The sequence below is a fragment of the Rhizobium sp. BT03 genome (assembly GCF_030053155.1).
GTDB lineage: Bacteria > Pseudomonadota > Alphaproteobacteria > Rhizobiales > Rhizobiaceae > Rhizobium.
In genome coordinates this window covers 1260496-1286649 of record NZ_CP125640.1, presented here as the reverse complement: position 1 = coordinate 1286649, position 26154 = coordinate 1260496, and the positions used below count along the sequence as shown (strand labels likewise).

The following is a 26154-nucleotide window of genomic DNA, read 5'->3' as shown; positions in this document are numbered from 1 at the left end:
GTGAGTACATATTCGGGCCACGTTGGCATTACCTTGAAAGCATAGCACATGGCCTTTCCTCTGAGCGTCGCAGCATTGGCCGCCGGATTGGTGGTATCGGCGCCTTCACCGGATGGCGCGGGCACCCTCGTTCATAGAGTAGCAGGCGATTGCAGCGCCGCGGCAGCCCAGGTCGTCGAGCAGACGGGCGGCCAGCTTCTCTCCGTGCAGCCGGTGGGCGATACCTGCATCATCACCGTTCTGGTATCGGGCAACGGACAGCGTCCACGCAAGGTGACGGTAAAGGTTCCGATGTAGGCGGAATCGGTCTATTCAGGACAGATCGATTTGAAGCGGACGAAGGCGGACCGATGCGTATTCTGGTAGTCGAAGACGACGTCAATCTGAACCGGCAGCTGGCCGACACGCTGAAGGAGGCGGGTTATGTCGTCGACCAGGCGTTCGACGGCGAGGAAGGCCATTTCCTCGGCGATACCGAACCCTATGATGCCATCATTCTCGATATCGGCCTGCCGGAGCTGGACGGGGTCTCCGTTCTTGAAAAATGGCGCGGCGCCGGCCGCGGCGTGCCGGTGCTGATTCTGACGGCGCGCGACCGCTGGAGCGACAAGGTCGCCGGCATCGACGCAGGCGCCGACGACTACGTCACCAAACCCTTCCATGTCGAGGAAGTGCTGGCGCGCATTCGGGCGCTGATCCGGCGTGCGGCCGGGCATTCCTCTTCCGAGATCATCTGCGGCCCGGTGCGGCTCGATACAAAATCCTCGAAGGCGACGGTCAACGGTACGACGCTGAAGCTAACCTCGCACGAATACCGCCTGCTTGCCTATCTCATGCACCACATGGGCGAGGTCGTCTCGCGCACCGAACTGGTCGAGCACATGTACGACCAGGATTTCGACCGCGATTCCAACACGATCGAGGTCTTTGTCGGCCGTTTGCGCAAGAAGATGGGCGTCGATCTGATCGAAACGGTGCGCGGTCTCGGTTACCGCATTCAAGCGCCGAAACATGCGAATTAAGTCGCTCACCGCACGTGTCTTGCTGCTGACCACGGTCTGGTCGACGGTGGCGCTTGTCGTGATCGGCCTGTTGATCTCCACGCTTTACCGCAAGAGCGCCGAGCGCGGTTTCCAGGATCTCTTGCGGGCGCAGCTCTATAACGTCATCAACTCGGTGACGATAGGCGATCAGGGCGCGCTCAGCGGCAGCCCGCAGCTCGGCGACCTGCGTTTTGCCCAGCCGAAGACCGGTTGGTATTGGGTGGTGGAGCCACTCGGCACCTATACGACAGCGCCGCTGGTGTCGCCCTCGCTCGGCTCGGCGCTCATTCCGGTGCCCTCGGTCGTCGAGGCGCCCTTCGACAAGAATTACGAACGCTACTACCAGGTGACGGATGCCTCCGGGAACCGCGTGCAGGTGGCCGAAACCGAAGTTGTGCTCGACACGGACGGGCGCGCGGCGCGCGTCCGCGTCACCGGCAATGTCGATGTCGTCGAGGACGACGTGCGCACCTTTTCCCACAGCCTCTATCTGGCGCTTGCCGGCTTCGGCGTCGGCAGCCTGATCGTCAATGCGCTGGCGATTCTCTATGGCCTGAAGCCACTCGACAAGGCGCGTGCCGCCTTGGAGCGCATCCGCGCCGGCGAGAGCGAGCAGCTGAAGGGCGACTTCCCGCGCGAGATTCTGCCGCTTGCCAATGAGGTCAACGCGCTGATCGACAGCAACCGCCGCATCGTCGAGCGGGCTCGCATGCAGGTCGGCAATCTCGCCCATTCGCTGAAGACGCCGATCGCCGTTCTCCTCAATGAGGCGCGCGTGCTCGAAAAATCCCATGGCGAACTGGTGCGCAGCCAGGCGGAATCGATGCAGGGCCAGGTGCAGTCCTATCTCAACCGGGCCCGCATCGCCGCGCAGCGCGAATCCGTGCTCGCCCGCACCGATGCCGAGCCGGCGCTGGAGCGGCTGGTGCGCGTCATGCGCCGGCTGAACGTCGATACCGAATTCGATCTCGTCATCTCGCCACCGCATCTGGCCGTCGCCATGGAGCAGCAGGATCTTGAGGAGACCGTCGGCAACCTCCTGGAGAATGCGGCCCGTTTTGCCAAGAGCAAGGTCCGGCTTTCCGCCGTCGAGGCCGGCGACGACGTCAGGGGAGCGGAGGCGAGCGCGCGCCGCCACTGGGTGGAGCTCGCCGTCGAGGATGACGGGCCGGGCCTGGAGCCCGATCAGATCCGCGAGGCGCTGAAGCGCGGCCGCAGGCTCGACGAGAGCAAGCCCGGAACCGGGCTTGGCCTGTCGATCGTCACCGAGATATCGAGTGAGTATCAAGGGCGGCTGGAGCTTTCCCGCGGCGAATGGGGCGGGCTCAAAGCGAAGCTTATCCTGCCCGGCATCACAAAGGATGTTGCATGAGCAACTGCTTGATGTCACAAAGATACTGGCAAATGTATAGCATGCTTTGCCTTAATGCTGACACGGGGACGCTGCACTTCGATCGGCTGAAATTGACCCCTGATCGTGGTTCGACGCAATGATTTTACGCTCGCAAGGCATGATCGCTTCCGCTCTCCTCGTCGCCGTCGCGCTCACCGGCTGCACGACGACGAAGGGTGCCGCTTCACGCGGCATTTTTTCGAGCAAGCCCTCGGCCTCGGCCGCCTTCCTCACCGCGCTGCAGGGCGGCCTTGTCGGCCGCAGCGGCGTGACGCTTGGTGATAGCGACAGGCAGCGGGCACTCGAGGCCGAATATCGGGCGCTGGAGGGTGCTGCCGTCGGCCAGCCGATGCTGTGGACCGGCAAGGACGTCACCGGCAAGGTGGTCGCCGCCGCACCCTATCAGGTCGGTTCGCAAAACTGCCGGCAATATACCCATACACTGACCGTTGACGGCAAGGACACCGTGGTGCGGGGTGCCGCCTGCCGCAACGAGGATGGCAGCTGGTCGCCGCTCGGCTAAATCAGGTGAATTGCGGCTTATAGCCTCAAATCTTCGTCATTCCGGCTTTGGCAGTTGGAATGGCGGCCCGCTTCACGTATTTGGGCCGATATGCTGTTCTGGATTCTCGTTGCCGTTCTGACGGCAGTCGTCGCTGCCGTCCTGCTCTACCCCCTTCTGCGCGGTGCGAAGGCGGCGGAGAATATCCGTGCGGGTGAGGCGGCGGTCTATCGCGACCAGTTGCGCGAACTCGACCGCGATCTCAACGGCGGGCTGATCACGCCTGAGGAAGCCGATTATGCCAGGGCCGAAATCGGCCGTCGGCTGATCGCCGTTTCCGCCGGCGGGCCGGAAGAGCCGCCGAAACTTGCACGGCATCACCGTTTCACCGAAGCCTTTGTGCTCCTGGCGTTGCCGCTTCTCGGACTCTGTCTTTATTTGACGACGGGCAGGCCGGACCTGCCCTCGCAGCCGCTGGAAGCGCGGCTGGAAAATCCCGGCAACGACATGGCGGTGCTGATCGCCAAGGCGGAACGGCACTTGGTTGAGAAGCCCGATGACGGCAAGGGCTGGGACGTGCTGGCGCCGATCTATCTGCGCACCATGCGGGTGAACGACGCGCAACTGGCCTACCGCAATGCCATCCGGCTGCTCGGCCCAAGCCCGGCTCGGCTCGACGGCCTTGCCGAAACGCTGATGGCGGTCTCCGACGGCGTGGTGACGGAGGAGACGCGGCAGGTGCTGGAACAGTCGCTGACGCTGGAACCCGACAATCCGCGCGCTCGCTTTTATATCGCGCTGAGCATGGAGCAGGCGGGGCGGCCCGACGAGGCCCGCCAGGCCTTCGAGGCGCTGGCAAAACAATCGCCGGCCGATGCGCCCTGGCTGCCGCTGGTCAATGAGCATATCGCCAGAAATGGCGGCGAGGCTGCCCAGCCGGCCGCGCCTGGCGGACCGACATCGGAAGATGTGGCGGCGGCCGAAAACATGAGCGCCGGCGACCGGCAGCAGATGATCCGCGGCATGGTCGAGAGCCTCGACGCCAAGCTCAGCGCCGATCCGAACAATTTCGAAGGCTGGGTGCGGCTCGTCCGCTCTTACGCCGTATTGAACGACAAGGATCGTGCCGCAGGCGCCCTGAAGCGTGGGCTTGCGGCCTTCCCGCCACCCGGCGAACAGGGCAGGCAATTGCTGGCGCTGGCCAGGGAACTCGGCATATCAACGGAGGAAGCGACGCAATGACGCGCAAGCAGAAGCGCCTTACGGTGATCGCGGGCGGCATGGGCTTCATTGCCGCCGCCGTGCTGCTGGTGATGTTCGCCTTCAGCCAGTCGGTCGCCTATTTCTATATGCCGGCCGATCTGGCAAAGACGCCGGTGGCGCCGGAAACCCGAATCCGGCTCGGCGGCCTGGTCGGCGAAGGCAGCGTCGTGCGCGGCGCCGGCTCGACAGTGGAATTTTCCGTCACCGACGGCAGCGCCAATGCGGTGAAGGTTAAATATACCGGCATCCTCCCCGATCTCTTCCGCGAAGGGCAGGGGGTCGTCACCGAAGGCATGTTTGCGCCGGGGACCAACATCTTTACCGCCGATACCGTGCTCGCCAAGCATGACGAGACCTATATGCCGAAGGACGTGGCCGACAGGCTGAAGCAGCAGGGGCTGTGGAAAGACGGACAAGGCCAGGAAAGTCAGGGCCAGGAGGCGAAGGCGACGCCATGATCATCGAGATCGGCCACTACGCGCTGGTGCTGGCGCTGGCAACGGCGCTCATTCTTTCGATCGTGCCCGTCATCGGCGCCCGCCGCCATGACCGGGCGATGATGGATGTGGCGACATCAGGTTCGCTGGCGATGTTCGCGCTGGTCGCCTTCTCCTTCGGTGTCTTGACCTATGCCCATGTCGTCTCGGATTTCTCCGTCGAGAACGTCTGGGAGAATTCGCATTCGCTGGTGCCGCTGATCTACAAATATTCCGGCGTCTGGGGCAATCACGAGGGATCGATGATGCTCTGGCTGCTGATCCTGGTGCTGTTCAGTGCCCTGGTCGCCGTCTTCGGGCGCAATCTGCCGGAGACGCTGAAGGCCAATGTGCTGGCCGTCCAGGCCTGGATCTCGGTCGCCTTCACCCTGTTCATCCTGCTCACCTCCAATCCCTTCCTGCGGCTGGACCCGGCGCCGGCCGAGGGCCGCGATCTCAATCCGGTCCTGCAGGATATCGGTCTGGCGATCCACCCGCCGCTGCTCTATCTCGGTTATGTCGGCTTTTCCGTCTGCTTCTCCTTTGCGGTCGCGGCACTCCTGGAAGGCCGCATCGACGCCGCCTGGGCCCGCTGGGTGCGGCCCTGGACGCTCGCCGCCTGGACCTTCCTGACGCTCGGCATCGCCATGGGCTCCTACTGGGCCTATTACGAGCTTGGTTGGGGCGGCTGGTGGTTCTGGGATCCGGTGGAAAACGCCTCCTTCATGCCCTGGCTTGCCGGCACCGCATTGCTGCATTCCGCCCTCGTCATGGAAAAGCGCGAGGCGCTGAAGATCTGGACGGTGCTGCTGGCCATCCTGACCTTCTCGCTGTCGCTGATGGGCACTTTCCTGGTACGCTCCGGCGTGCTGACCTCGGTGCATGCCTTTGCCAGCGATCCCTCCCGCGGCGTCTTCATTCTCTGCATCCTGCTGATCTTCATCGGCGGCGCGCTGTCGCTCTTTGCCTTCCGCGCGCCGAAGCTTTCGGCCGGCGGGCTGTTTGCGCCGATTTCGCGCGAGGGCGCGCTCGTTCTCAACAATCTGATCCTGACGGTCGCCTGCGGCACGGTCTTGACCGGCACGCTCTACCCGCTGCTGCTGGAAACGATCACCAGCGACAAGATTTCCGTCGGGCCGCCCTTCTTCAACCTGACCTTCGGCCTCTTGATGGCGCCGCTGATCGTCATCGTGCCGTTCGGGCCACTGCTGGCCTGGAAGCGCGGCGATCTGCTCGGCGTTTTGCAGCGGCTCTATGTGGTGGCCGGCCTCGCCTTCGCTGCCGCGGTGATCTTCTTCTATCTCCAGCATGGCGGGCCGGTGCTATCAGTGCTCGGGCTGGCGGCCGGGCTGTTCCTGGTGCTCGGGGCCATCGCCGATCTCTGGTATCGCGCCGGCATCGGCAAGGTGGCGGGCGCTGTCGCCTGGCGCCGTCTGACCGGCCTGCCGCGTTCGGCCTTCGGCACCGCCCTTGCCCATGCCGGACTCGGCATCAGCGTGCTCGGCATCGTCGCTGTGACGACGTTCCAGACCGAGCATGTCATCGAGATGAAGCCCGGCGAGACCGCCGATGCCGGCGGCTACAGCCTGCATTTCGACGGCATGCAGCCGGCGACCGGGCCGAACTATACCGAGGAGCGCGGCCACTTCACCATCCGCCGCGCCGGTGTCGCGGTTGCCGATACCTGGTCGGCCAAGCGCCTCTACACCGCCCGCCAGATGCCGACGACGGAAGCAGGCATCCTGACCTTCGGGCTCAGCCAGCTTTACGTCTCGCTCGGCGACGCCACCAAGGACGGCGGCATCGTCGTGCGCATCTGGTGGAAGCCGTTCATCCTCTGCATCTGGGGCGGCGCGCTGGTCATGGCCTTCGGTGGTCTGGTTTCGCTCAGCGACCGCCGCCTGCGCGTCGGCGCGCCGCGGAGGAAGGCGAAGGTGGCAAAGCCGGCAGCGCCCACGATGGAGCCGGCGGAATGATGCCCCCACGGCCTCCCTCATTCCTGTCCTCGGGCTTGACCCGAGGATCGTCGCAGGAATCCAGCGCGCCCAAGTCCTTGGGCGCGGAAGACTCTTTGAGTGGCGGTATAGATTCATTCACGGCGCAGACGCGCCGTGGCTGGATTCCTGTGACGATCCTCGGGTCAAGCCCGAGGACAGGAATGAGGGGAGGAGAGGTTCGGCGCATCTCGCAGATGTCGTATTTTCTCTCCCGTTTCCTCATCATCCTGTTCATCCTCTTCACGCCCTTCTCCGCCTTCGCCGTCAATCCCGACGAGGTTCTCTCCGACCCGGCGCTGGAGACCCGCGCTCGCGCCCTTTCGGCGGAACTGCGCTGCATGGTCTGCCAGAACCAGTCGATCGACGATTCCAACGCCGACCTCGCCAAGGATCTGCGCCTGCTTGTGCGCGAGCGCATCAAAGACGGCGACAGCGACGATGAAGTGCTGAACTATATCGTCTCGCGCTACGGCGAGTTCGTGCTGCTGAAGCCGCGTGTCGGTATGAAGACGGTGCTGCTCTGGGGCGCTCCGGTGCTGCTGGTGCTGGCCGGCGGGCTGTCGCTGCTGGTCTTTGCGCGCAAGAGGGTTGGCAGGCCGACGGGAAGCAAATTGACGGCGGACGAACAGGCGAAGCTCAGCGAGCTTCTGGATAAGTAACACACAATACGGCAATCGTTCGTCGCGTTGGCCCGAACACGGGCAAGCAGAACAACTCAAACATTACGAACTTTTCATTGGCCGGACAGTTCGCAGTAAGGTGCGGCGTCCTATATCTGCATTCATCGACTGATCCGGCGCCGCCGGTCTGAAGATTTAAGAACAAGAGAAGGTGCTCCAATGCTCAAGAATTTCAACGGACGTCCGTCCCTCGCCACTGTGCTCAAGGCTTCTACCGTCGCCGGTATTGCAGCCGCTGTGCTTGCAACCGGCGTTCCGCTCGAAATCACCCGGTCTTACGCCGAAGCCGTCAAGGTTCAGGCACCTGCCGTCCCGAGCTTCGCCAATGTCGTCGATGCCGTTTCGCCGGCCGTCGTTTCCGTCCGGGTCGAAAACCGGGTCAATCCCGTCTCCGACAACAATGACGGCTTCTCCTTCGATTTCAACGGCCGCGGCTTTGACGACCTTCCCGACGATCATCCGCTGAAGCGCTTCTTCAAGCAGTTCGGCGAGCAGGATCCGGGCGGCCAGCAGGGCCATCAGCGGCGCTTCGGCCAGAACGGACCGGGTGGCCCGAATGGCCCCGGCAAGGGCCGTCTGCGTCCGGTCGCTCAAGGCTCCGGCTTCTTCATCTCCGAGGATGGCTACATCGTCACCAACAATCACGTCGTTTCCGATGGCCAGGCCTTCGTCGCCGTCATGAATGACGGCACCGAGCTCGATGCCAAGCTGATCGGCAGGGATCCGCGCACCGACCTCGCCGTGCTGAAGGTCGACGGCAAGGGCAAGAAGTTCACCTACGTCAACTGGGCCGACGACAACAATGTCCGCGTCGGCGACTGGGTCGTCGCCGTCGGCAATCCCTTCGGTCTCGGCGGCACGGTCACAGCCGGCATCGTCTCGGCCCGCGGCCGCGATATCGGCTCCGGCCCCTATGATGATTACCTGCAGGTGGATGCCGCCGTGAACCGCGGCAACTCCGGCGGCCCGACCTTCAACCTCAGCGGCGAAGTCGTCGGCATCAATACCGCGATCTTCTCGCCGTCGGGCGGCAGCGTCGGCATCGCCTTCGCCATTCCCGCCTCGACCGCCAGGGATGTCGTCGCCGATCTGATGAAGGACGGCCAGGTTTCGCGCGGCTGGCTGGGTGTCCAGATCCAGCCGGTGACCAAGGACATCGCCGAATCGATCGGCCTTTCCGAGCCGAGCGGCGCCCTCGTCGTCGCCCCGCAGGCAGGCTCTCCCGGCGACAAGGCCGGCATGAAGGCCGGCGACGTCGTCACCGCGCTGAACGGCGAAACAATCAAGGATGCGCGTGACCTCAGCCGCCGCATCGGTGCGATGCAGCCGGGCAGCAAGGTCGAGCTTTCGGTCTGGCGCGCCGGCAAGGCACAGCCCCTGACTGTCGAGCTAGGCACGCTGCCGGCCGACCAGAAGGATGCGTCCGCCGATGACAACAACCAGCCGCAGCAGCCGGAGGCACCGGCGTCCGAGAAGGCTCTTGCCGATCTCGGCCTGACGGTCGGTCCTTCCGATGACGGTAAGGGCCTGGCGATCACCGGCATCGACCCGGACTCCGATGCCGCCGACAAGGGCATCAAGGAAGGCGAGAAGATCACCTCGGTCAACAACCAGGAGGTCTCCAGCCCCGCCGATGTCGTCAAGGTGCTGAACCAGGCGAAGAAGGACGGCCGCACCCGCGCGCTGTTCCAGATTCAGTCCGGTGAAGGAAGCCGCTTCGTCGCACTTCCGATCAACGGCCAGGGCTGATTTCAGGAAAACCGGAGCCGTGCGGACGACAGTCCGCGCGGCTTGATTCTTCTGACCTTTGAAGGATGATCGCGATGGGTGCCGTCCAGCAGGAAGATGCTTTGAGCCTTGCCGAAACGCAGCCGGTGGGTAATGTCGGCCGCATGAAGATTCTCATCATCGAAGATGATCTCGAAGCCGCCGTCTACCTCACGAAAGCCTTTCGCGAGGCGGGCATCGTCGCCGATCACGCCAGCGACGGCGAGGCCGGCCTGTTCATGGGCTCGGAAAATACTTACGACGTCATCGTCATCGACCGCATGCTGCCACGCCGCGACGGGCTCTCCGTCATCAGCGAGCTGCGCCGCAAGGCGATCCACACGCCGGTCCTCATTCTCTCGGCGCTCGGCCAGGTCGATGACCGGGTGACCGGTCTTCGTGCCGGCGGCGACGATTACCTGCCGAAGCCCTATGCCTTCAGCGAATTGCTGGCGCGCGTCGAGGTGCTCGGCCGCCGCAAGGGCACGCCGGAGCAGGATGTCGTCTACCGCGTCGGCGACCTCGAACTCGACCGGCTCTCTCACGAGGTGCGCCGCGGCGGCAAGGAAATCCCGCTGCAGCCGCGCGAATTCCGCCTGCTCGAATATCTGATGAAGAATGCCGGCCAGGTGGTGACCCGCACCATGCTGCTCGAAAACGTCTGGGACTACCACTTCGACCCGCAGACAAACGTCATCGACGTCCATGTCTCGCGCCTGCGCTCGAAGATCGAGAAGGACTTCAGCCAGCCGCTCCTGAAAACCATCCGGGGCGCGGGGTATATGATCAAGGACGAGGGATGAGCCGCTTCAGGGTTCTCTTCAAGTCCACCGCAGTCCGCCTTTCGGCACTCTACATCCTGCTTTTCGCCATCTGCGCCGCAACGCTCGTCTTCTATGTGACGGCGATGTCGGAACGGCTGCTGACCGGCCAGATCCGCGATGCCGTCAGGCAGGAGGTGGAGCAGGTGCAGCGCGCCTATGACACCGGCGGCATGAACCTTCTCTTGCGCACGATGGAGCGGCGCGCCCGCCAGCCGGGCGCCAACCTTTATGTCATCGCCGGTCCTTCGGGCGATATCCTCGCCGGCAACGTCGCCTCGGTGCAGCCGGGTGTCTTCGAGGAGATCGGCTGGACCTCCGCCCCCTTCATCTATCAGCGTTATACCGATAGCGGCGTCGAGCGTCGCCACAAGGCGATCGCCAATATCTTCGTGCTCGACAACGGCCTGAGGATCCTGATCGGCCGCGACCTCGGCGACCCCGAACGTTTCCGCCTGCTGGTGCGCCAGGCGCTGATGGTGGCCTTGGCGATCATGGGGCTCGGCGCCATCATCATCTGGTTCGCGATTGGCCGCAATGCGCTGAAACGCATCGACCGCATGTCGGATGCCAGCAAGAAGATCATGGCCGGCGACCTGTCGCAGCGGCTGCCGGTCGGCGGATCCGGCGATGAGTTCGACCGGCTGTCGATGTCTTTGAACACTATGCTGGAGCGCATCGAGAAGCTAAACGAGGGCCTGCGGCAGGTCTCCGACAATATCGCCCATGATCTCAAGACGCCGCTGACGCGGCTGCGCAACAAGGCGGCCGATGCGCTCGATATGAACGATGGCGAGACGCGGCGCGCCGCGCTCGAAGGCATCATTTCCGAATCGGATCAGCTGATCCGCACCTTCAACGCGCTGCTGATGATCTCCCGCGTCGAGGCCGGATCGGTCGCCGCCGAAATGTCGCCTGTGGAGCTTTCGGCGATCGTCTCCGACAGCGCCGAGCTTTACGAGCCGGCGGCGGAGGAGGCCGGGCTTGGCCTCAGCTCCAGCATCGAGCCCGATGTCGAGGTGCAGGGCAATCGAGAGCTGATCGGTCAGGCGATCTTCAATCTGCTCGACAATGCCATCAAATATTCCTCCGATACCGAAGGGGCAGGCACGGTGTCGCTGAAACTTGCCCGCCACCCGGACGGCATCTGCCTTTCGGTGGCCGACCATGGGCCGGGCGTTCCGGCCGAGCGGCGCGACGACGTGGTGAAGCGTTTCGTCCGCCTCGATGAAAGCCGTTCGAAGCCCGGGACGGGGCTCGGTCTTTCGCTGGTGGAAGCCGTCATGGAATTGCACAACGGCCGGCTGGAGCTCTCCGATACCGATCCGGACAAACCCGGACAGCGAGGCCTGACCGTCAGCATGATCTTCCCGGCCAAGCCGGCGTGAACTCTTCTCCCGATTGACCATCGGCTGAATCGCGTATTGGCGGTTTGCCGCCAAGACCCTAGTTTAATGCCGATCGAAGCAGACGGTTCGCGATTCCCTGTGGCCGTTTTCTTCCGCTTAGCCAGGGAGAGCGCATGCTGACGAAATCGACGCATGGCCTGAAGGATGTGGCCGAAGGGCTGCTGCGTCCGCTGAGCCAGACGGAGCTGAAGCTGGCAATGGCAGATCTTCAGGAGGCCGGCAAAAGCGAGCCGTCGGTGGCTGCTATGGTCAAGACGGAAGGCCCGCTGCGCGATTTCATTGCCGCTGCGCTGACGCTGTCGCCCTATCTCCGCGAAATCGCCAATCTCGATTCCGCCATCCTCGCCGGCGCCATCACGCAGCCGCTGGAGCCGCAGATCGAGGCGCTAGTCGCCGAAGCGCGCGTCTGCTGGCGGCCGGAGGGCGAGGGAGCCGCACCGGCGGAATCGGCTGTGATGACCCGGCTGCGCATCATCAAGCGCAAGGTCGCCTTCCTGGTCGCGCTCGCCGATCTCTCGCGCATCTTCGACGGGCGGGCGACGACGGCCTGGCTGAGCGAGCTTGCCGAGGCGTCGGTCGCCGCCGCGATCGACCATCTGCTGCTGGCGGCCCATGAGGGCGGAAAGCTCAGGCTGCGCGATCCGGCCGCCCCGAGCGACGGCTCCGGACTGATCGTACTCGGCATGGGCAAACTCGGCGCCCGCGAGCTCAACTACTCCTCCGATATCGATCTGGTCGTCTTCTTCGGTGAGGAGGCCGGCATCGTGCCTGACCCCGATGACGCAATCGAGGTGTTCCCTCGGATGATGCGGCGGCTGGTGCGCATCCTGCAGGAGCGCACGGCCGACGGCTACGTCTTCCGCACCGATTTGAGATTGCGCCCCGATCCCGGCTCGACGCCACTGGCGATACCGGTCGAGGCGGCGATGATCTATTATGAGGGCAGGGGCCAGAACTGGGAGCGGGCAGCCTTCATCAAGGCGCGCGCCGTCGCCGGCGACCTTGCGGCGGGAAGCGAGTTCCTGCGCGGGCTTTCCCCTTTCGTCTTCCGCAAATATCTCGATTATGCGGCGATCGCCGATATCCATTCGATCAAGCGGCAGATCCACGCGCATAAGGGCCACGGCGCCATCGCCGTCAAAGGCCACAACGTCAAGCTTGGCCGCGGTGGCATCCGCGAGATCGAATTCTTCGTCCAGACCCAGCAACTGATCGCCGGCGGCCGCATGCCGGCCTTGCGCGGCCGGGCGACGGAGGAAACGCTCGGTGAACTCACCAAGGCGAAATGGATCGATGCCGAGACGCGGGACGAACTGACGGAGGCCTACTGGTTCCTGCGCAATGTCGAGCATCGCATCCAGATGGTGCGCGACGAGCAGACCCACCTGCTGCCGGAGACCGATGGCGACCTGAAGCGCATCGCCTTCATGATGGGCTTTACCGATACGCCGAGCTTCGCCGAGCGGCTGGTCGGTGTGCTGAAGACGGTCGAGCGGCGTTATGCCCATCTGTTCGAGCAGGAAAGCAAGCTTTCCACCGACACCGGCAACCTCGTCTTCACCGGCCAGGGCGACGATCCCGATACGCTGGAGACGCTGAAGAGGCTCGGCTTCACCAGGCCGTCCGACATTTCCCGCATCATCCGCACCTGGCACTATGGCCGCTATCGCGCCACGCAATCGGTGGAAGCGCGCGAAAGGCTGACGGAGCTGGCGCCGGAGCTTTTGCGGGTTTTCGGAGAAAGCAAGCGCGCCGACGAGGCGCTGCTGCGCTTCGACAGCTTCATCTCCGGCCTTCCCTCCGGCATCCAGCTGTTCTCGCTGCTCGGCAGCAACCCGGCGCTCCTGTCGCTGATCGTCAACATCATGTCCTCGGCACCCCGCCTTGCCGAAGTGATCGCCGCCAAGCCGCATGTCTTCGACGGCATGCTCGATCCCGGCCTGATGGCCGAACTGCCGACCCGCGATTATCTCGGCGAGCGGCTGAAGGGCTCGCTTGTCCAGGCGCGCCACTATGAGGAAGTGCTCGACCGGTTGCGCATCTTTGCCGCCGAGCAGCGTTTCCTGATCGGCATCCGCCTGCTCACCGGCGCGATCAACGGCCAGATGGCCGCCCGCGCCTTCACTCATCTCGCCGACCTGATCATATCAGCCGCACTCGATGCCGTGGTGAGCGAGATGCGGGCAGCCCATGGCGACTATCCCGGCGGCCGTATCGCAATCGCAGGCATGGGCAAGCTCGGCAGCTTCGAGCTGACGGCCGGGTCCGACATCGACCTGATCCTGCTCTATGATTATGACGATTCAGCCTCCGAATCCGACGGGGCAAAACCGCTCGACGCGACGCGTTATTTCACCCGGATCACCCAGAGGCTGATCGCCGCCTTTTCGGCGCCGACCGCCGAAGGTGTGCTTTATGAGGTCGACATGCGGCTGCGTCCCTCCGGCAACAAGGGACCGGTCGCCACCCGCATCAATGCCTTCGGCAAATATCAGCGCGAGGAGGCATGGACCTGGGAGCATATGGCGCTCAGCCGCGCCCGGCTGATCTCGGGCGATGACAGCCTGATCGCCGAGGCGGAACATATCATCCGCGAGGTGCTGACGTCGGATCGCGACATTGCCAAGGTGGCGCATGACGTCGCCGAGATGCGCGAACTGATCGACACGGAAAAGCCGCCCTCCGGCCCATGGGACCTGAAGCTGATCCCCGGCGGTGTCATCGATCTCGAGTTCATCGCCCAGTACCTGGCGCTGATCGCACCGACCAGGGGCGTCGGCATTGCCGTGAACGGCATGAGCACCGGCGAGGCCCTGAAGGCGCTGGGCGACCGGCTGATGGCGCCGGCCGATCTCGACATATGCCTTGAGGCTTTCGCCCTTTATACCGGCCTGTCGCAGCTGATCCGCCTCTCGATCGACGGCCTGTTCGATCCTGAGGACGCGCCGGCCGGTCTCGTCGAACTTGTCTGCCGCGCCGGCGACTGCCCCGACATCAGGACGCTGGAAGGCGAGCTGAAGCGGCTTTCGAAGGCGGTCAGGAAGATCTTCCTGAAGGTCGTAACGGCCTGAGGCAGGATGAACGGCGACGTATTTTAAACATCATCCGGAATGCGCAGCGAGATCACCGTGCCGACAGCTTCGCGGGAGCGGATCTTCATGCGGCCGCCATGCAGCGCGGTCAGCGATCGGGAGATGGCGAGCCCGAGGCCGGAGCCGCCCTTGCTCTTGGCATACTGGCTCTGCACCTGCTCGAAGGGCTGGCCGATCTTCGACAGCGCCGAGCGGGGAATGCCGATGCCAGTGTCGGCGATGGTGACGAGGACGGCGCCGTCGATGCGGCGTGTGCGCACCGCGATGCGGCCGCCATTGTCGGTGAACTTCACCGCATTGGAGAGCAGGTTGAGCAGCACCTGTTTCATCGCCCGGCGGTCGGCCGTCAGCGTCAGGCCGGATGAGATGCGCTGATCGATGACGATATTCTTCTCGGCCGCCGGAATGGCGGTGAAGCGCAGGCTTTCCTCGATCAGCGGCACCAGATCGATACGCTCGCAATGCAGCCGGAGATGGCCGGCCTCGATCTTCGACATGTCGAGAATGTCGTTGATGACGTTGAGCAGATGTTTGCCGCTGTCATGGATATCGCGGGCATATTCGTCGTATTTCAGCGAGCCGAGCGGCCCGAACATCTGGTTCTGCAGGATTTCGGAGAAGCCGAGGATGGCGTTGAGCGGCGTGCGCAGCTCATGCGACATGTTGGCGAGGAATTCCGATTTCGCCTTGTTGGCGGCCTCGGCGCGTTCCTTTTCCGCCTGGTAATTGGCGTTCGCCGTCGAAAGTTCGGATTTCTGAATCTCCAGCGTCTGGCGCGAGGCGGAGAGATCGCCGATCGTCGCCATCAGCCGGCGTTCGGATTCGCGCAACCGCTCCTGATGGCGTTTCATCAGCGTGATGTCGGTTCCGACCGAGACCCTGCCGCCGTCGCGGGTGCGCCGCTCGTTGATCTGCAGCCAGCGCTCGTCGGCAAGCTGCACCTCGGTCGTGCGCGAATAGCCGGGGCCGTCGGCATCGGCGATCCGCCGCTCGATGACGGGGCGGGCAGCGGCGGCATTGACGATCGAGCGCTCGGTGCCGGGCACCAGCACGCTGTCCGGCAGGCCGTAAGCCTGCTGGAAATGGGTGTTGCACATGACCAGCCGATCGTTCTTGTCCCAGAGCACGAAGGCCTCGGAGGTGCATTCGATGGCGTCGGCAAGGCGCTGGTCGGCTTCGGCGTAACGCTGGGCGAGCCGATGCTGTTCGGTCACGTCCATGGCGATGCCGATCAGGTGCACACGGCCGGAATTGCTGCGGATCACCTGGGCACGGGCGCGCATCCAGACATAGTGGCCGCCGGCATGGCGCATACGGAAGATCTGATCGACCTGGCCGGAATGGCCCTTGGCGATGGCGCGGGCGATCTCGTAGAGCCCGCCGTCATCGGGATGCATCAGCCGCGCGGCTTCGCCGAAGCCCATCGTCTTGTCGGAACCCGGCAGGCCGAGCATGTCGTACATCGAGCGCGACCAGAAGAATTCGCGGTTCTCGAAATCGAAGTCCCAGAGGCCGCAGCGGCCGCGCGACAGCGCCGTCTCGACGCGCAGGTTCGATTCCAGGAAGATGTCGTCGGCATCGCGGGCGCGCTTCACCTGCGTGTAATAGGCATAGAGGATGACGAGCAGGATGGAGGAGATGCCGGCAAACAGCGTAACATTGAGGGCGAGCTGCTCGCGCCACAGCCGGCTGATCTCTTCGAGCGAGGTGGCGGCGACGATATAGCCGCCGGCATTGCCCATCAGCGTGATCTCGGCGTAGTGCGGCACGCCGCCGATCGTCGTTTCGATGACGCCGGCGCGATCGCCGAAACGCCGGATCGCCGAGACCTCGGGAAAGAAATCGCCGACATTGCTGCCGACATGCGAAAGCCCGGCGGTCGTCGCGGCAAAGACCTTGCCGCTCGCCTGGACGAGCAGCACGAAGGCGCCGCTGTCGAGCCGGTCCTGCGGCAGGAACCTGGCGAGCCGGGCCTGCGCTTCTGCGATATCGCCGCTGTCGAAAATGTCGGAGGCATCGGCAAACACCGCGGAGGCGGTCGCGGCCGAAAGCGCGGTGGCATGGCGGGCGGAGGCTTCCAGGCGGGAGTATTCGCTGACCATGCCGAAGAAATGGGAGGCGGCGACGACGAAGAGGAAGGCGACGATCAGCGCTGGAATGGCGCGCTTCAAGAGCAGCTCGGCTTTCGGCAGATGACGCAGAAGCGGTTCCGATGTCGCATGACCGGAAAGGCTGTCTCGCCAGGCTTTCAACCCGTCAAAATCGACACGCAGCCGTCCTCCGGCCACGGTTGCCCACCGCACGTCCATCATCTCTTCGCCTTGTCCCTCGTGTGATTCGCGCGCCGCTCGCTCGAACCTGACCTAGAGAATCATGGGTGATTCGCCTTGTCCAGAGGCAAAGGTAAAAATCCGTTAACTATTTATAATCTCGCGCTTTTCGGGCGATTCGATCTGCTCGGCAACCGGCCGCCGAATTTTTCACGGCGGCCGGTCGAAGCAAATTACCCTTTAAGCGTGCGCTCGACGATATCGCGCACGTCGGTCGAAAGAGCGGCGGCCTGCTCGATCTCGTTCAGCGCCGCGCGGGCGTGATCGGCCCGCCCCGGTTCCAGCGAGCGCCAGGAGCGCATCGACGTCAGAATGCGGGCGGCAAGCTGCGGGTTGCGCTCGTCGATATCGAGAATCTGACCGGCGAGGAAACGATAGCCTTCGCCGTCGGCGCGGCCGAAGCCGGTCGGATTGGCAAAGGCGAAGGTGCCGACCAGCGACCGCATCCGGTTCGGATTGGTCCGCTTGAACAGCGGATCGTTCATCAGGGCGCGGACCCGATCCAGGGTTTTCGCGCCGGGAATCCCGGCCTGGATCGCAAACCATTTGTCGATGACGAGCGCATTCTCCGCAAAGCGCTCGCGGAAGGCGGCGAGCGCCTCGGCCGTCTCCGCGCTGTCGGGGAAACGATGGGCGAGGATCGTCAGCGCATGGCTGAGATCGGTCATGTTGTTGGCCGCATCGAAGGCCGCCCTGGCGCGGGCCGGCGTCTGTTCGGCATATGAGAGATAGGTCAGCGCCGTATTGCGCAGCGCCCTGAGGCCGGCGCTTTTCGCGTCCGGGCTGAAATCGCCCGATGTCGTCGCTGCGGCGTAGAGGCCGGCAAAAACATCCTTTCCGGCATCGGCGATCTGCTTCAGGATCGCCTGCCGGCCGGCATGGATGGCATCGGGATCGTTGTTGCCGCCGAGTTCGCGGGCGATGTCGGATTCGCTCGGCAGCGCCAGCGCCTGGGCGCGGAAGGCGGGCTCGAGGCTGTCGTCGGCTGCTGCCGCAATCAGCGTCTCGACGAAGGTCGCCTCGCAGACAACAGGCTTGCCCTCGCGGGCGTCGCGCGCTGCTTTCAGCAGGTTCGGCAGCGCCAGATCGGTCAGTGCCTGCCAGCGGGCGAAGTGATCGGTCTCATGGCGGGCGAGGTGGGCGAGATCGGCCGGGCTCTGATCGAAATGCAGGTTGATCGGCGCCGAGAAACTGCGGTTGATCGAAACGACCGGGCGCGAGCCGACGCCATGAAACACCGCCGTCTGCGTGCGGCCGGTCAGGTGCAGCACCTCGCCGGCATATTCGGCGCCCTCGACCGAGCTCGGCGCGATCTTGCCGCCGTTTTCGCCGAAGAGCGCCAGGCTGAGCGGGATATGCATCGGTTCCTTGCTCGACTGGCCGGGTGTAGCAGGCGTCATCTGTTCGAGCGACAGGGTGAAGGTGGCCGCCGCCGCATCATAGCTGCCCGACGCGGTGACGAGCGGCGTGCCGGCCTGATGGTACCAAAGCGAGAATTGCGTGAGGTCGCGGCCGCTCGCATCCTCGAAGCATTTGACGAAATCCTCGATCGTCACGGCCTGGCCGTCATGGCGCTCGAAATAGAGGTCCATGCCCTTCTTGAAGTCGTCCTTGCCGAGCAGCGTCGCGATCATCCGCGTCACTTCGCTGCCTTTCTCGTAGACGGTCCTCGTGTAGAAATTATTGATCTCGCGATAGGTCGTCGGCCGCACCGGATGGGCGAGAGGGCCGCCATCCTCAGGAAACTGCTCGGATTTCAGGTGGCGCACATCGGCGATGCGCTTGACCGGGCGCGAGCGCTGATCGGAGGAGAATTCCTGATCGCGATAGACCGTCAGGCCTTCCTTGAGGCAGAGCTGGAACCAGTCGCGGCAGGTGATGCGGTTGCCGGTCCAATTGTGGAAATATTCATGCGCGATGACCGCCTCGATATTGGCGTAGTCGGCGTCGGTGGCGAGCTCAGGATCGGCAAGGACGTATCTGTCGTTGAAGACGTTGAGGCCCTTGTTCTCCATCGCGCCCATGTTGAAGTCGGAGACGGCGACGATCATGAAGATATCGAGATCGTATTCGCGCCCGAACCGCTCCTCGTCCCATGCCATCGAGCGCTTCAGCGCATCCATGGCATAGGCTGCGCGCGGCTCCTTGCCGTGCTCAACATAGATCTTCAGCACCACCTCGCGGCCGGACATGGTGGTGAACGTGTCTTCGACGACGCCGAGATCGCCGGCAACGAGCGCGAAGAGATAGCTCGGCTTCGGATGCGGGTCGAACCAGGCGGCGAAATGCTTGCCGGGGCCGTAGCCGGCGCCGCCGAGGAAGTTGCCGTTCGACAGGAGCAGCGGGTTGGCGTCCTTGTCCGCGATGATATTGACCGTGAACGGTGCAAGCACGTCCGGACGATCGGGGAAATAGGTGATGCGGCGGAAACCTTCCGCCTCGCATTGCGTGCAGTAGATGCCGCCGGTGCGGTAAAGGCCCATCAGCTGGGTGTTGGCCTCGGGATTGATGAGCGTGGTGATCGTCAGCTCGAAGGGAGCGCTTTCCGGCAGGTCGCGCACCGTCAGGCTTTCCGCTGTAGCGTCATACCGCGAAGGGTCGAGCTCCACCTGGTCGAAGAGCAGCCCCGACAGCGTCAACTCGTCGCCGTCAAGCACGATCGGCGCCGCCGGATCGGCGCCCGGGCGGCGATGAAAGATCAGGCGTGCCTCGACCTTTGTCTCCGTCGGATCGAGTTCGAACGTCAGGTCCACGCGTTCCAGCACGAAGTCGGTGGGACGGTAATCTGCCAGATGAATGATCTGGCCGGTATCTGTTCGCATGGTGTTTCCTGAAGACCGTTATTTGACAACCGCGGAATACAGAGGCGGGCGCACTCTGCCATAAATTTGCCGGGCATGATTACATTAAAGTCTGAACTAAAGTTAAAGCAAATTGCCCGCGAACACCAAGTTCGCGGGCAAAATATCCTGGTTGGAGCGGATGAACGCCGCTGCTGGCGGGATGGCGCTATTTCAAATTGAGCGCTGCCTTGATCGTCGCGTCATTTTCCGTCCGCTGGACGACGACGCCGTACCAGCCGAGCCCGTCGTAATCCTCGTAGCCGAGGGTGCGTGCGAAGGCGACGATCGAGCCGTTATTGTCGTAGTAGCTGCCCTTGGCCCGGCCGGAGGGGTTGGCGAGGGCGAAATGCGAAAACAGCAGGGCGGGATTGGTGGTGGCGATCACCCGGCTCTTGCCGTCGAGCAGCATGACCGTGGTTTTTTCCGCCAGCTGCGGCGGCAGATTCGCCTCTTTTTCGACGATCGCCTGGCCCTGGTTCTGCCAGTCGAAATAGACGCCGAGCGTGCCGATGAGCCGTCCGTCGAGCTTGCCGCCTTCGCGAATGCCTGTGGCATAGACGAGCGCATGCCTGTTGTCGTGGAGCGGGCTCGCCTTGACCTCGTCGACGATATAGGCGTCGCCGGAGGAGCAGGCCGACGCCGCGCGGAACCACGGATCGCCGGCAAGGCTTGACCCGGTGAGCTTGCGCTGGAACTTGGGATTGGCGGATGCGATCACCTTGCCGGAAAGATCGGTCATGACGAGATCGAGATAGACGGTGTAGAAGCGGTTGATGGCGCCGAGACGCTCCGCCGCAAAGGCGACGATTTCCCGATCCGGATTCTCAAGCGCCTGCCAGAGTGCCGGATCCGTCGCCCACCAGCGCACATCGGCGGTGCGCTCGAAAAGATTGCGGACGATGAGCTGCACCAGCGTCTGCGCCAGGTCGGTGAGGCGAACGCCCTCCATCTCCTCGACCAGGCAATCCGCCATGGCGCGGCTGAGGCCGATGCGGCCGAGCACGTTGCTCTCGAACCTGCCGGTGATGTCGGTTGCGATCTGCGCCAGCCGCTGCACCTCGTTGGCAACGACGGCAAAGCCCTTTCCGGTCTCGCCGGCTCTTGCCGCTTCGATTAGCGCATTGATGGCGAGCAGCTTGATCTGCTTGACGATATTGGTGTTGTCGGCGCTGAAGCGCTCGAGGTCGGTGCTGATGCCGTCGGTGACGACGCGCATCGAGCGCGGTGTCGCATTCTGCGACTGGGCAATGGTTTCGGCGCTAAGCGGCTTCATCAAATGATCCTGGAAGGGGCGGGCAATCGTTTGCAGGGCGAAAAATTTCGAGATCAGCAAAAACGATGCGTGCCTATGGTTTTCAATTGGTTAACACCGGCCGGTCAGAGGTGAACATTTTGGGGCGAAATGGCTGAAGAGCGGAAAAATTCGATGCGTGGGCGTGCATGCCGCTCCGTCCGGCCAGCGGTCGACGGTGATTTTGCGATTCTGCCGTGCTGCCTGCGAATTTTTCGCCAATCCGGATTTTCTTCGCTACGATGGAAGACGTCATCCTCTGCGTTCCCGAGTCGAACGCGTCTTCCCGTCCCGTTAAGTCGGTATCAAGAGCCAGGATCATGCACGCGGTTCTCAAAAACCCGATGAGAGGCATTGCGCTGAAGGTCTCGTCGGTCGTGGTCTTCCTGGCCATGCAGACCTTCATCAAGCTGGCCGGTTCGGACATCCCGCCGGGTCAGGTCACTTTCTGCAGGTCCTTCTTCGCGCTCTTTCCGATCATGGCCTATCTCGCCTATATCGGGCAGCTGCGCGCCGCCTTCTACACCGCCAATCCGGTCGGCCACCTGAAGCGCGGCACGATCGGCATTCTGTCGATGGCGTTCGGTTTCTACGGCCTGCTGCATCTGCCGCTGCCGGAGGCGATTGCGCTCGGCTATGCGCTGCCGCTCGTCGCCGTTATCTTCGCCGCGGTTTTTCTCGGCGAGACCGTGCGCATCTATCGCTGGAGCGCCGTCCTGGTCGGCATGGTCGGCGTCGCCATCGTCTCCTGGCCGAAACTTACGCTGTTCCGCAATGGCGGCATGGAGGCCGAGCAGGCCGTCGGCGCGCTCACAGTGCTGTTCTCGGCCGTTCTCGGCGGCATGGCGATGATCCAGGTGCGCCGCCTCGTCGAAGAGGAGAAGACGGCGACGATCGTGCTCTATTTCTCGCTCACCGCTTCGGTCTTCTCGCTGGCCTCCCTGCCGTTCGGCTGGCTCGTCCTCGCATGGCCGGCAGCGCTCTATCTGATCGCCGCCGGCTTTTGCGGCGGCGTCGCGCAGATCCTGCTGACGGAAAGCTACCGCCATGCCGATGTCTCCACCATCGCGCCGTTCGAATATACCTCGATCCTGCTCGGCGGCATCGTCGCCTATTTCGTCTTCGGCGACGTGCCGAGCGTGACCATGCTGATCGGCACCGTCATCGTCGTCGGCGCCGGCATCTTCATCATCTATCGCGAGCATCAGCTGGGCATCGAGCAGCGGGAGGCGCGCAAAGCCACGACGCCGCCGGCCTGATCCCGGCAAGCTGCTGATATGAAAGGCTTTAATGCGAGGATTGCCGCGGCTGGAAAATTGCTCGCAAAGAGCGAAAAGAATGGTGAATTCTTGGGATACCGCTATCTCAAGGAATATGTTTGTTGAAGATGAGAGAGTATCATTTATTCGAAGCTGTGCATGTCTGAATGGCCGCTGATGCCGGAAGAGCGCTCGGTGTCGTTGCTCCGATCGCCGGCCGGCGAGGGAGGTGGAGAAAAGCGTAATGGCATTCACGGCGGAGCAATTGGCGGCGAACTGCTCCTTTCTGCTGAGCATCCGCTTTTTAGCTGGGCAGATGCGCGGCGTGTTCGATGCTGGTCCGCGCCTGGCGCGATTGCTTGCCTCGCATCAGCGCTGGCTTCTGACCCAGACTGCCTATGCCCTCAATCTGGAATATGATCCGCGCGACCCGACCTCGGGTTTCACCGCCGTCCGGCTGACCGGGCGCATCACCGCGCATAAGGTGGCGAGCCGCAACACCGTGCTCGCCTTCATCGAAGAGCTCTATACCTACCGTTTCATCGTTCATACACCCGGCGACGAGCGGCGGCGGCCGCGTCATTTCGAGCCGGCCGACGTCAGCCATCAGGCGATGTTTGCCTGGATTCATTCCAATCTCGGCGCGCTTGATCTGCTGGACGGCGGTCAAAGGGCGGCGTTTTTTCAGGCAAACCCATCCATGATGCGGCTCGTTCAGCCGCGCATTGCCCGCCATTGCCTTGAAGATGCCGCCTGGCGCGAACCGCCGGAACAGGTGGCGATGTTTCTCTGGACGGAAGCCGGCGGCCTCGTCGTCGACAACTTCATCGCCCGCATGGATATAGAAAGCAGCGAACCGGAGAGGTTTTCCGTCGGCCGGGTCGAAACCCGTGCGCTCGCGGCCGATTTCATGATGTCGCGCACCCATCTGCAGCGGCTCTTGGCAAAGGCGGCGCAACGCGGCAGCGTTGGCTGGTACGACGAACCACGTAAGGCGCATCTTTGGATATCGCGGGATTTCGTCGAGCAATATTGCGCCTGGCAGGCGGTCAAGTTCGCCTATGTCGACGAAGCCTTCGAATGTGCGAAAGCCCAGTTCGAGGAAATGGCCATCTGATCAGAGAACGATTGCGGCAGCGCTTGAGCCGCCATTGCCGGGATCGGCCGGCTTTACCGAAAGCTCGCGCTCATATTCCCGCGCGGCTGAGACCGCGACGCGGATATGCTCGAAGGTCTCGATGTTGCGCAGAAGCGATATCAGGATCGTCATCTTGTCACTCTTAAAGGCAGGCGAAACGCCTGCCGCTCAATATTGCTGGAAGTCCGAGAAAATCGCGTCGGGGCGCGCCGTACGGCCGTTGATGCCGGTGCCGCGGGCGGTCATCTGTTCGTTGGCGGCAAAGCCGAAACGGCTGTAGCCGTGGGTGGAACGAACTTGGTCGCCGGCGAGGCGAAGGGTTTCAAACCCGCTATGGATAGGACGAAAATGCTTGTTCATGGCCTTGGTTCCTGTGGTTCCTCCCAAGACACCATCTCATATTGCGGTGCAGCATCGATTCCGCAATGCGTCACGGCGGGATGCAGCTATGCGCAGGGCGCATAGGCTGATTCATAAATTATTCAACTTTGGCTAATTTCTAAGCAAAGAGAGGGACTTAAGTTTCGCCTGGAAGGCGAGCAGGTCGTTCCAGGCCAGCCGTTTGTTGACGGGCGCGGTCAAAAGATCCTGCGGATGCAGGCTGGCTATGGCAGGAATGACACAGTCCGCAGCGGCAATCTCCTTCCAGCGGCCGCGCAGGCCGTGAATCGTGTCGTTTTCGCCGAAGAAGAAGCGGGCCGAAAAATTGCCGAGCAGCAGGATCGCCTTGGGTTCGGCCAACGCGATCTGCCTTTCGATGAAGGGCCGGCAAATGTCCATTTCGGCGGCCGAGGGCGCACGATTGCCGGGCGGCCGCCAAGGGATGACCTGCGTCAGCAGAACGCTCGAGCGCGTCAGCCCGATCGCCGCCAGCATCTTGTCGAACAGCTGGCCGGATTTTCCCGAGAAGGGCACGCCTTCGCGATCGTCTTCGGCGCCCGGCGCCGAGCCGATCACCATGATACCGCTTTCGGCATCGCCGCTGGCAAAGATGGTCGAGCGGGCGCTGTGCTTGAGATTGCAGCCGTTGAAGGCCTCGATCGCGGTCTTGAGCTCTGCCAGCGACCGCGCGGATTCGGCGACGAAACGCGCCTGCTGCACCGCCTCGCCGTCCGGGATCGCCGGTTGCGGGCCGGAAGCGGCGCGTTCGGCCGGGGCAGGGCGTGCCGCTGTATTCGGGCGCGGCGATGCCCGGCCTTCGCCGGACCCCGCACGTTCCCCGGCGGCAGGTTGCGGCTGCGCCTGCGTTGACGGGCGCCGGGCCGCCTTCATCGCTTCGAACTCGGCGAAGCGGTCGATCGCCTCTTCCTCCAGCAGCCATTCCACGCCGGCATCCGCATGGAAATGCAGAAGTGCTGCAAGCTCGGCGGGGGAAAGGTCGCTGGCGGAGATCATACGGACAGGTTTAGCGGAGAGACTGTGGCATGGAAAGGGCAGGCGACGGATTGCTCACCTTTGCCAGTGCTATCGCACAGTCCATTGCGCGATGTCGTCGCGCTCGCCGATCAGCGCCAAGCCGTGGGCGATCGACAACAATTCGCCGCCGCTCTCGATCTTGTCGCTGTCGAAGCGTTCGGTGAAAATGCGCCGCACCGCCGGCACGAAGGAGGTGCCGCCGGTCAGGAACACCTTGTCGATGCCGGATGCATCGGTGTTGGTCTTTTCCAGCACGTCGTCGAGCGCGCCTTCGATACGGGCGAGGTCATCGACGATCCAGCTTTCGAAATCGCTGCGCTTGATCGTGCGATGGCCGGCGCGGCCGAGCGGGGCGAAATCGAACGGAGCCTCCTCGGCGGAGGAAAGCGCCATCTTCGTTGCCGAGACCGCCTGGTAGAGCGGATAGCCCTCGTCATGGTCGATCAGGTCGACGAAGATTTCCAGCTTTTCCGGTTCCAGCGCCGTGCGCACTAGCTTCTTCAGATCCTCGAATTCCCGTGAGGTCTTGAAGATCGATAGCTGATTCCAGCGGCTGAAGCTCGCATAGTAGTTGGACGGCACCTCGAGGATCTTGTCGAAGCTCTTGAAATGGCTGCCCTTGCCGATCTGCGGCGCGACGATGTTGTCGATCATGCGCGCATCGAAATGGTCGCCGGCCACACCGACGCCCGAATGGCCGATCGGCGTTGCCGTCAGTTTGCCGGCCCTGGTCTCGAAGCGGATCAGCGAATAGTCCGTCGTACCGCCGCCGAAGTCGGCGACGAGCACGGTCGCATCGGACTTCAGATTCTGCGCGAAGTAGAAGGCGGCGGCAACCGGCTCGTAGACATAGTGAATTTCCGGAAAACCGAAGCGCGTCAGCGCCTCGTTGTAGCGCTGCACCGCCAGCACCGGGTCTGGACTGGCGCCGGCGAAATGCACCGGGCGGCCGGTGATGATGCGGCTGGTATCATCGGGCCAGCTCTCGCCCGCGTAATGGCGAAGGCGCCGGATGAAGATTTCCATCAGGTCTTCGAAGCTCTGCCGCTTGCCGAAGATGATCGTGCCCTGGAAAAGCGCGCTTGCGGCAAAGGTCTTGATCGATTGCAGGAAACGGCAGTCGCCGGGATTGTCGATGAACTGCCGGATCGCCGCATGGCCCGCCTCCACCTTCAGCGCCGAAGCGCCGAGCTGCGCGTCCTTCATGAAGGAAAGCGCCGTGCGCATGCTGTCGGCCGTGCCTGCCGTGTTCGTAAACGCCATCGAGCGCGTCGCCCCGCCATCGGCCATGGCGAGAACCGTATTGGTCGTGCCGAAGTCCAAACCCAGCGCCTGAGCCATGCCCGCACCTCTTTCATGCCGATTGTTATTGGAGGCGGAGCATGGCTCCGCGAAGGGGCGTAAGCACGCCCCGGATTCAGGAGGGCGGGTGAT

General features: G+C 63.4%; 22 protein-coding genes. 14 read left to right on the top strand and 8 right to left on the bottom strand.

Features of this window, described 5'->3' with window-relative positions; all coding sequences use genetic code 11:
* Positions 1 to 48 precede the first annotated feature (48 nt).
* The 12 genes from QMO80_RS06345 to QMO80_RS06290 all read left to right on the top strand — a co-directional run bounded on the left by QMO80_RS06345 (position 49) and on the right by QMO80_RS06290 (position 14422).
* Positions 49 to 297 (top strand): hypothetical protein, encoded by a 249-nt coding sequence (locus QMO80_RS06345; RefSeq protein ID WP_283199317.1) that lies wholly within the window; start codon positions 49 to 51, stop codon positions 295 to 297.
* Positions 298 to 350: 53 nt separating this feature from the next.
* The gene (locus QMO80_RS06340) at positions 351 to 1022 is read left to right on the top strand and encodes a response regulator transcription factor (RefSeq protein ID WP_049734404.1); all 672 of its coding nucleotides are present in this window, start codon (positions 351 to 353) and stop codon (positions 1020 to 1022) included.
* Positions 1012 to 2415, top strand: a complete 1404-nt coding sequence (locus tag QMO80_RS06335; RefSeq protein ID WP_283199316.1) for a HAMP domain-containing sensor histidine kinase — start codon at positions 1012 to 1014, stop codon at positions 2413 to 2415. The genes QMO80_RS06340 and QMO80_RS06335 overlap by 11 nt, the downstream gene beginning before the upstream one ends.
* Positions 2416 to 2533: 118 nt before the next feature.
* Positions 2534 to 2959 (top strand): hypothetical protein, encoded by a 426-nt coding sequence (locus QMO80_RS06330; RefSeq protein ID WP_283199315.1) that lies wholly within the window; start codon positions 2534 to 2536, stop codon positions 2957 to 2959.
* A 90-nt stretch (positions 2960 to 3049) separates the two neighbouring features.
* On the top strand, positions 3050 to 4180 hold the full coding sequence (gene ccmI, locus QMO80_RS06325) for a c-type cytochrome biogenesis protein CcmI (protein WP_283199314.1): 1131 nt from the start codon (positions 3050 to 3052) through the stop codon (positions 4178 to 4180).
* Positions 4177 to 4659, top strand: a complete 483-nt coding sequence (gene ccmE, locus QMO80_RS06320; RefSeq protein WP_283199313.1) for a cytochrome c maturation protein CcmE — start codon at positions 4177 to 4179, stop codon at positions 4657 to 4659. The genes ccmI and ccmE overlap by 4 nt, the downstream gene beginning before the upstream one ends.
* Complete coding sequence (locus tag QMO80_RS06315; protein WP_283199312.1) at positions 4656 to 6653, top strand: heme lyase CcmF/NrfE family subunit; 1998 nt, start codon at positions 4656 to 4658, stop codon at positions 6651 to 6653. The genes ccmE and QMO80_RS06315 overlap by 4 nt, the downstream gene beginning before the upstream one ends.
* A 215-nt stretch (positions 6654 to 6868) precedes the next feature.
* A complete protein-coding gene (locus tag QMO80_RS06310) occupies positions 6869 to 7333 on the top strand; it encodes a cytochrome c-type biogenesis protein (RefSeq protein ID WP_283199311.1) in 465 nt (154 codons plus the stop codon).
* Between the two features lie 180 nt (positions 7334 to 7513).
* Entirely contained in the window at positions 7514 to 9103 is a 1590-nt protein-coding gene (locus QMO80_RS06305; RefSeq protein WP_283199310.1) for a Do family serine endopeptidase, read from the top strand.
* A 74-nt stretch (positions 9104 to 9177) separates the two neighbouring features.
* Positions 9178 to 9924, top strand: coding sequence for a response regulator transcription factor (locus tag QMO80_RS06300; RefSeq protein WP_283199309.1), 747 nt, complete (start codon positions 9178 to 9180; stop codon positions 9922 to 9924).
* Positions 9921 to 11330, top strand: a complete 1410-nt coding sequence (locus QMO80_RS06295; protein ID WP_283199308.1) for a HAMP domain-containing sensor histidine kinase — start codon at positions 9921 to 9923, stop codon at positions 11328 to 11330. Before QMO80_RS06300 ends, QMO80_RS06295 begins: the two co-directional genes overlap by 4 nt.
* Positions 11331 to 11464: 134 nt before the next feature.
* Positions 11465 to 14422, top strand: a complete 2958-nt coding sequence (locus tag QMO80_RS06290) for a bifunctional [glutamine synthetase] adenylyltransferase/[glutamine synthetase]-adenylyl-L-tyrosine phosphorylase (protein WP_283199307.1) — start codon at positions 11465 to 11467, stop codon at positions 14420 to 14422.
* A 23-nt stretch (positions 14423 to 14445) separates the two neighbouring features.
* On the opposite strand, the gene QMO80_RS06285 is transcribed toward QMO80_RS06290, so the two are convergent.
* The 4 genes from QMO80_RS06285 to QMO80_RS06270 form a co-directional block, all read right to left on the bottom strand.
* The gene (locus tag QMO80_RS06285; RefSeq protein ID WP_283199306.1) at positions 14446 to 16755 is read right to left on the bottom strand and encodes a PAS domain-containing sensor histidine kinase; all 2310 of its coding nucleotides are present in this window, start codon (positions 16753 to 16755) and stop codon (positions 14446 to 14448) included.
* Between the two features lie 191 nt (positions 16756 to 16946).
* Entirely contained in the window at positions 16947 to 19595 is a 2649-nt protein-coding gene (pepN, locus tag QMO80_RS06280) for an aminopeptidase N (protein ID WP_283199305.1), read from the bottom strand.
* A 187-nt stretch (positions 19596 to 19782) separates the two neighbouring features.
* Complete coding sequence (locus QMO80_RS06275; protein WP_283199304.1) at positions 19783 to 20889, bottom strand: methyl-accepting chemotaxis protein; 1107 nt, start codon at positions 20887 to 20889, stop codon at positions 19783 to 19785.
* A gap of 82 nt (positions 20890 to 20971) precedes the next feature.
* Positions 20972 to 21229: a hypothetical protein gene (locus QMO80_RS06270; RefSeq protein WP_283199303.1), complete on the bottom strand. Its 258-nt coding sequence runs from the start codon at positions 21227 to 21229 to the stop codon at positions 20972 to 20974.
* Between QMO80_RS06270 and QMO80_RS06265 the strand changes: the two genes are divergently transcribed.
* Positions 21228 to 22166: a DMT family transporter gene (locus QMO80_RS06265; protein WP_283199302.1), complete on the top strand. Its 939-nt coding sequence runs from the start codon at positions 21228 to 21230 to the stop codon at positions 22164 to 22166. The two genes, QMO80_RS06270 and QMO80_RS06265, sit on opposite strands and share 2 nt — an antisense overlap.
* Before the next feature lie 244 nt (positions 22167 to 22410).
* Positions 22411 to 23283, top strand: a complete 873-nt coding sequence (locus tag QMO80_RS06260) for a hypothetical protein (protein WP_283199301.1) — start codon at positions 22411 to 22413, stop codon at positions 23281 to 23283.
* Here the strand turns inward: QMO80_RS06260 and QMO80_RS06255 are convergent, their stop codons facing one another.
* The 4 genes from QMO80_RS06255 to QMO80_RS06240 form a co-directional block, all read right to left on the bottom strand.
* Positions 23284 to 23436, bottom strand: a complete 153-nt coding sequence (locus QMO80_RS06255; RefSeq protein WP_283199300.1) for a hypothetical protein — start codon at positions 23434 to 23436, stop codon at positions 23284 to 23286.
* A gap of 36 nt (positions 23437 to 23472) precedes the next feature.
* Positions 23473 to 23664, bottom strand: coding sequence for a hypothetical protein (locus QMO80_RS06250; protein WP_003569328.1), 192 nt, complete (start codon positions 23662 to 23664; stop codon positions 23473 to 23475).
* A 132-nt stretch (positions 23665 to 23796) separates the two neighbouring features.
* Positions 23797 to 24699 carry a uracil-DNA glycosylase family protein gene (locus tag QMO80_RS06245; RefSeq protein ID WP_283199299.1) on the bottom strand — a complete coding sequence of 301 codons (903 nt, stop codon included), beginning with the start codon at positions 24697 to 24699 and terminating at the stop codon, positions 23797 to 23799.
* A gap of 69 nt (positions 24700 to 24768) precedes the next feature.
* Positions 24769 to 26061: an Hsp70 family protein gene (locus QMO80_RS06240; protein ID WP_283199298.1), complete on the bottom strand. Its 1293-nt coding sequence runs from the start codon at positions 26059 to 26061 to the stop codon at positions 24769 to 24771.
* Positions 26062 to 26154 lie beyond the last annotated feature (93 nt).

Bases quoted from the DNA above. Each gene is read 5' to 3' on its own strand.
- QMO80_RS06265 (WP_283199302.1), top strand. From the start codon at position 21,228: ATGCACGCGGTTCTCAAAAACCCGATGAGAGGCATTGCGCTGAAGGTC.
- QMO80_RS06305 (WP_283199310.1), top strand. From the start codon at position 7,514: ATGCTCAAGAATTTCAACGGACGTCCGTCCCTCGCCACTGTGCTCAAG.
- ccmI (WP_283199314.1), top strand. From the start codon at position 3,050: ATGCTGTTCTGGATTCTCGTTGCCGTTCTGACGGCAGTCGTCGCTGCC.
- QMO80_RS06340 (WP_049734404.1), top strand. From the start codon at position 351: ATGCGTATTCTGGTAGTCGAAGACGACGTCAATCTGAACCGGCAGCTG.
- QMO80_RS06270 (WP_283199303.1), bottom strand. From the start codon at position 21,229: ATGATCCTGGCTCTTGATACCGACTTAACGGGACGGGAAGACGCGTTC.
- QMO80_RS06315 (WP_283199312.1), top strand. From the start codon at position 4,656: ATGATCATCGAGATCGGCCACTACGCGCTGGTGCTGGCGCTGGCAACG.
- QMO80_RS06310 (WP_283199311.1), top strand. From the start codon at position 6,869: ATGTCGTATTTTCTCTCCCGTTTCCTCATCATCCTGTTCATCCTCTTC.
- QMO80_RS06240 (WP_283199298.1), bottom strand. From the start codon at position 26,061: ATGGCTCAGGCGCTGGGTTTGGACTTCGGCACGACCAATACGGTTCTC.
- QMO80_RS06345 (WP_283199317.1), top strand. From the start codon at position 49: ATGGCCTTTCCTCTGAGCGTCGCAGCATTGGCCGCCGGATTGGTGGTA.
- QMO80_RS06300 (WP_283199309.1), top strand. From the start codon at position 9,178: ATGGGTGCCGTCCAGCAGGAAGATGCTTTGAGCCTTGCCGAAACGCAG.
- QMO80_RS06335 (WP_283199316.1), top strand. From the start codon at position 1,012: ATGCGAATTAAGTCGCTCACCGCACGTGTCTTGCTGCTGACCACGGTC.
- QMO80_RS06330 (WP_283199315.1), top strand. From the start codon at position 2,534: ATGATTTTACGCTCGCAAGGCATGATCGCTTCCGCTCTCCTCGTCGCC.
- QMO80_RS06255 (WP_283199300.1), bottom strand. From the start codon at position 23,436: ATGACGATCCTGATATCGCTTCTGCGCAACATCGAGACCTTCGAGCAT.
- QMO80_RS06290 (WP_283199307.1), top strand. From the start codon at position 11,465: ATGCTGACGAAATCGACGCATGGCCTGAAGGATGTGGCCGAAGGGCTG.
- QMO80_RS06295 (WP_283199308.1), top strand. From the start codon at position 9,921: ATGAGCCGCTTCAGGGTTCTCTTCAAGTCCACCGCAGTCCGCCTTTCG.
- pepN (WP_283199305.1), bottom strand. From the start codon at position 19,595: ATGCGAACAGATACCGGCCAGATCATTCATCTGGCAGATTACCGTCCC.
- QMO80_RS06245 (WP_283199299.1), bottom strand. From the start codon at position 24,699: ATGATCTCCGCCAGCGACCTTTCCCCCGCCGAGCTTGCAGCACTTCTG.
- QMO80_RS06275 (WP_283199304.1), bottom strand. From the start codon at position 20,889: ATGAAGCCGCTTAGCGCCGAAACCATTGCCCAGTCGCAGAATGCGACA.
- ccmE (WP_283199313.1), top strand. From the start codon at position 4,177: ATGACGCGCAAGCAGAAGCGCCTTACGGTGATCGCGGGCGGCATGGGC.
- QMO80_RS06285 (WP_283199306.1), bottom strand. From the start codon at position 16,755: ATGATGGACGTGCGGTGGGCAACCGTGGCCGGAGGACGGCTGCGTGTC.
- QMO80_RS06260 (WP_283199301.1), top strand. From the start codon at position 22,411: ATGGCATTCACGGCGGAGCAATTGGCGGCGAACTGCTCCTTTCTGCTG.
- QMO80_RS06250 (WP_003569328.1), bottom strand. From the start codon at position 23,664: ATGAACAAGCATTTTCGTCCTATCCATAGCGGGTTTGAAACCCTTCGC.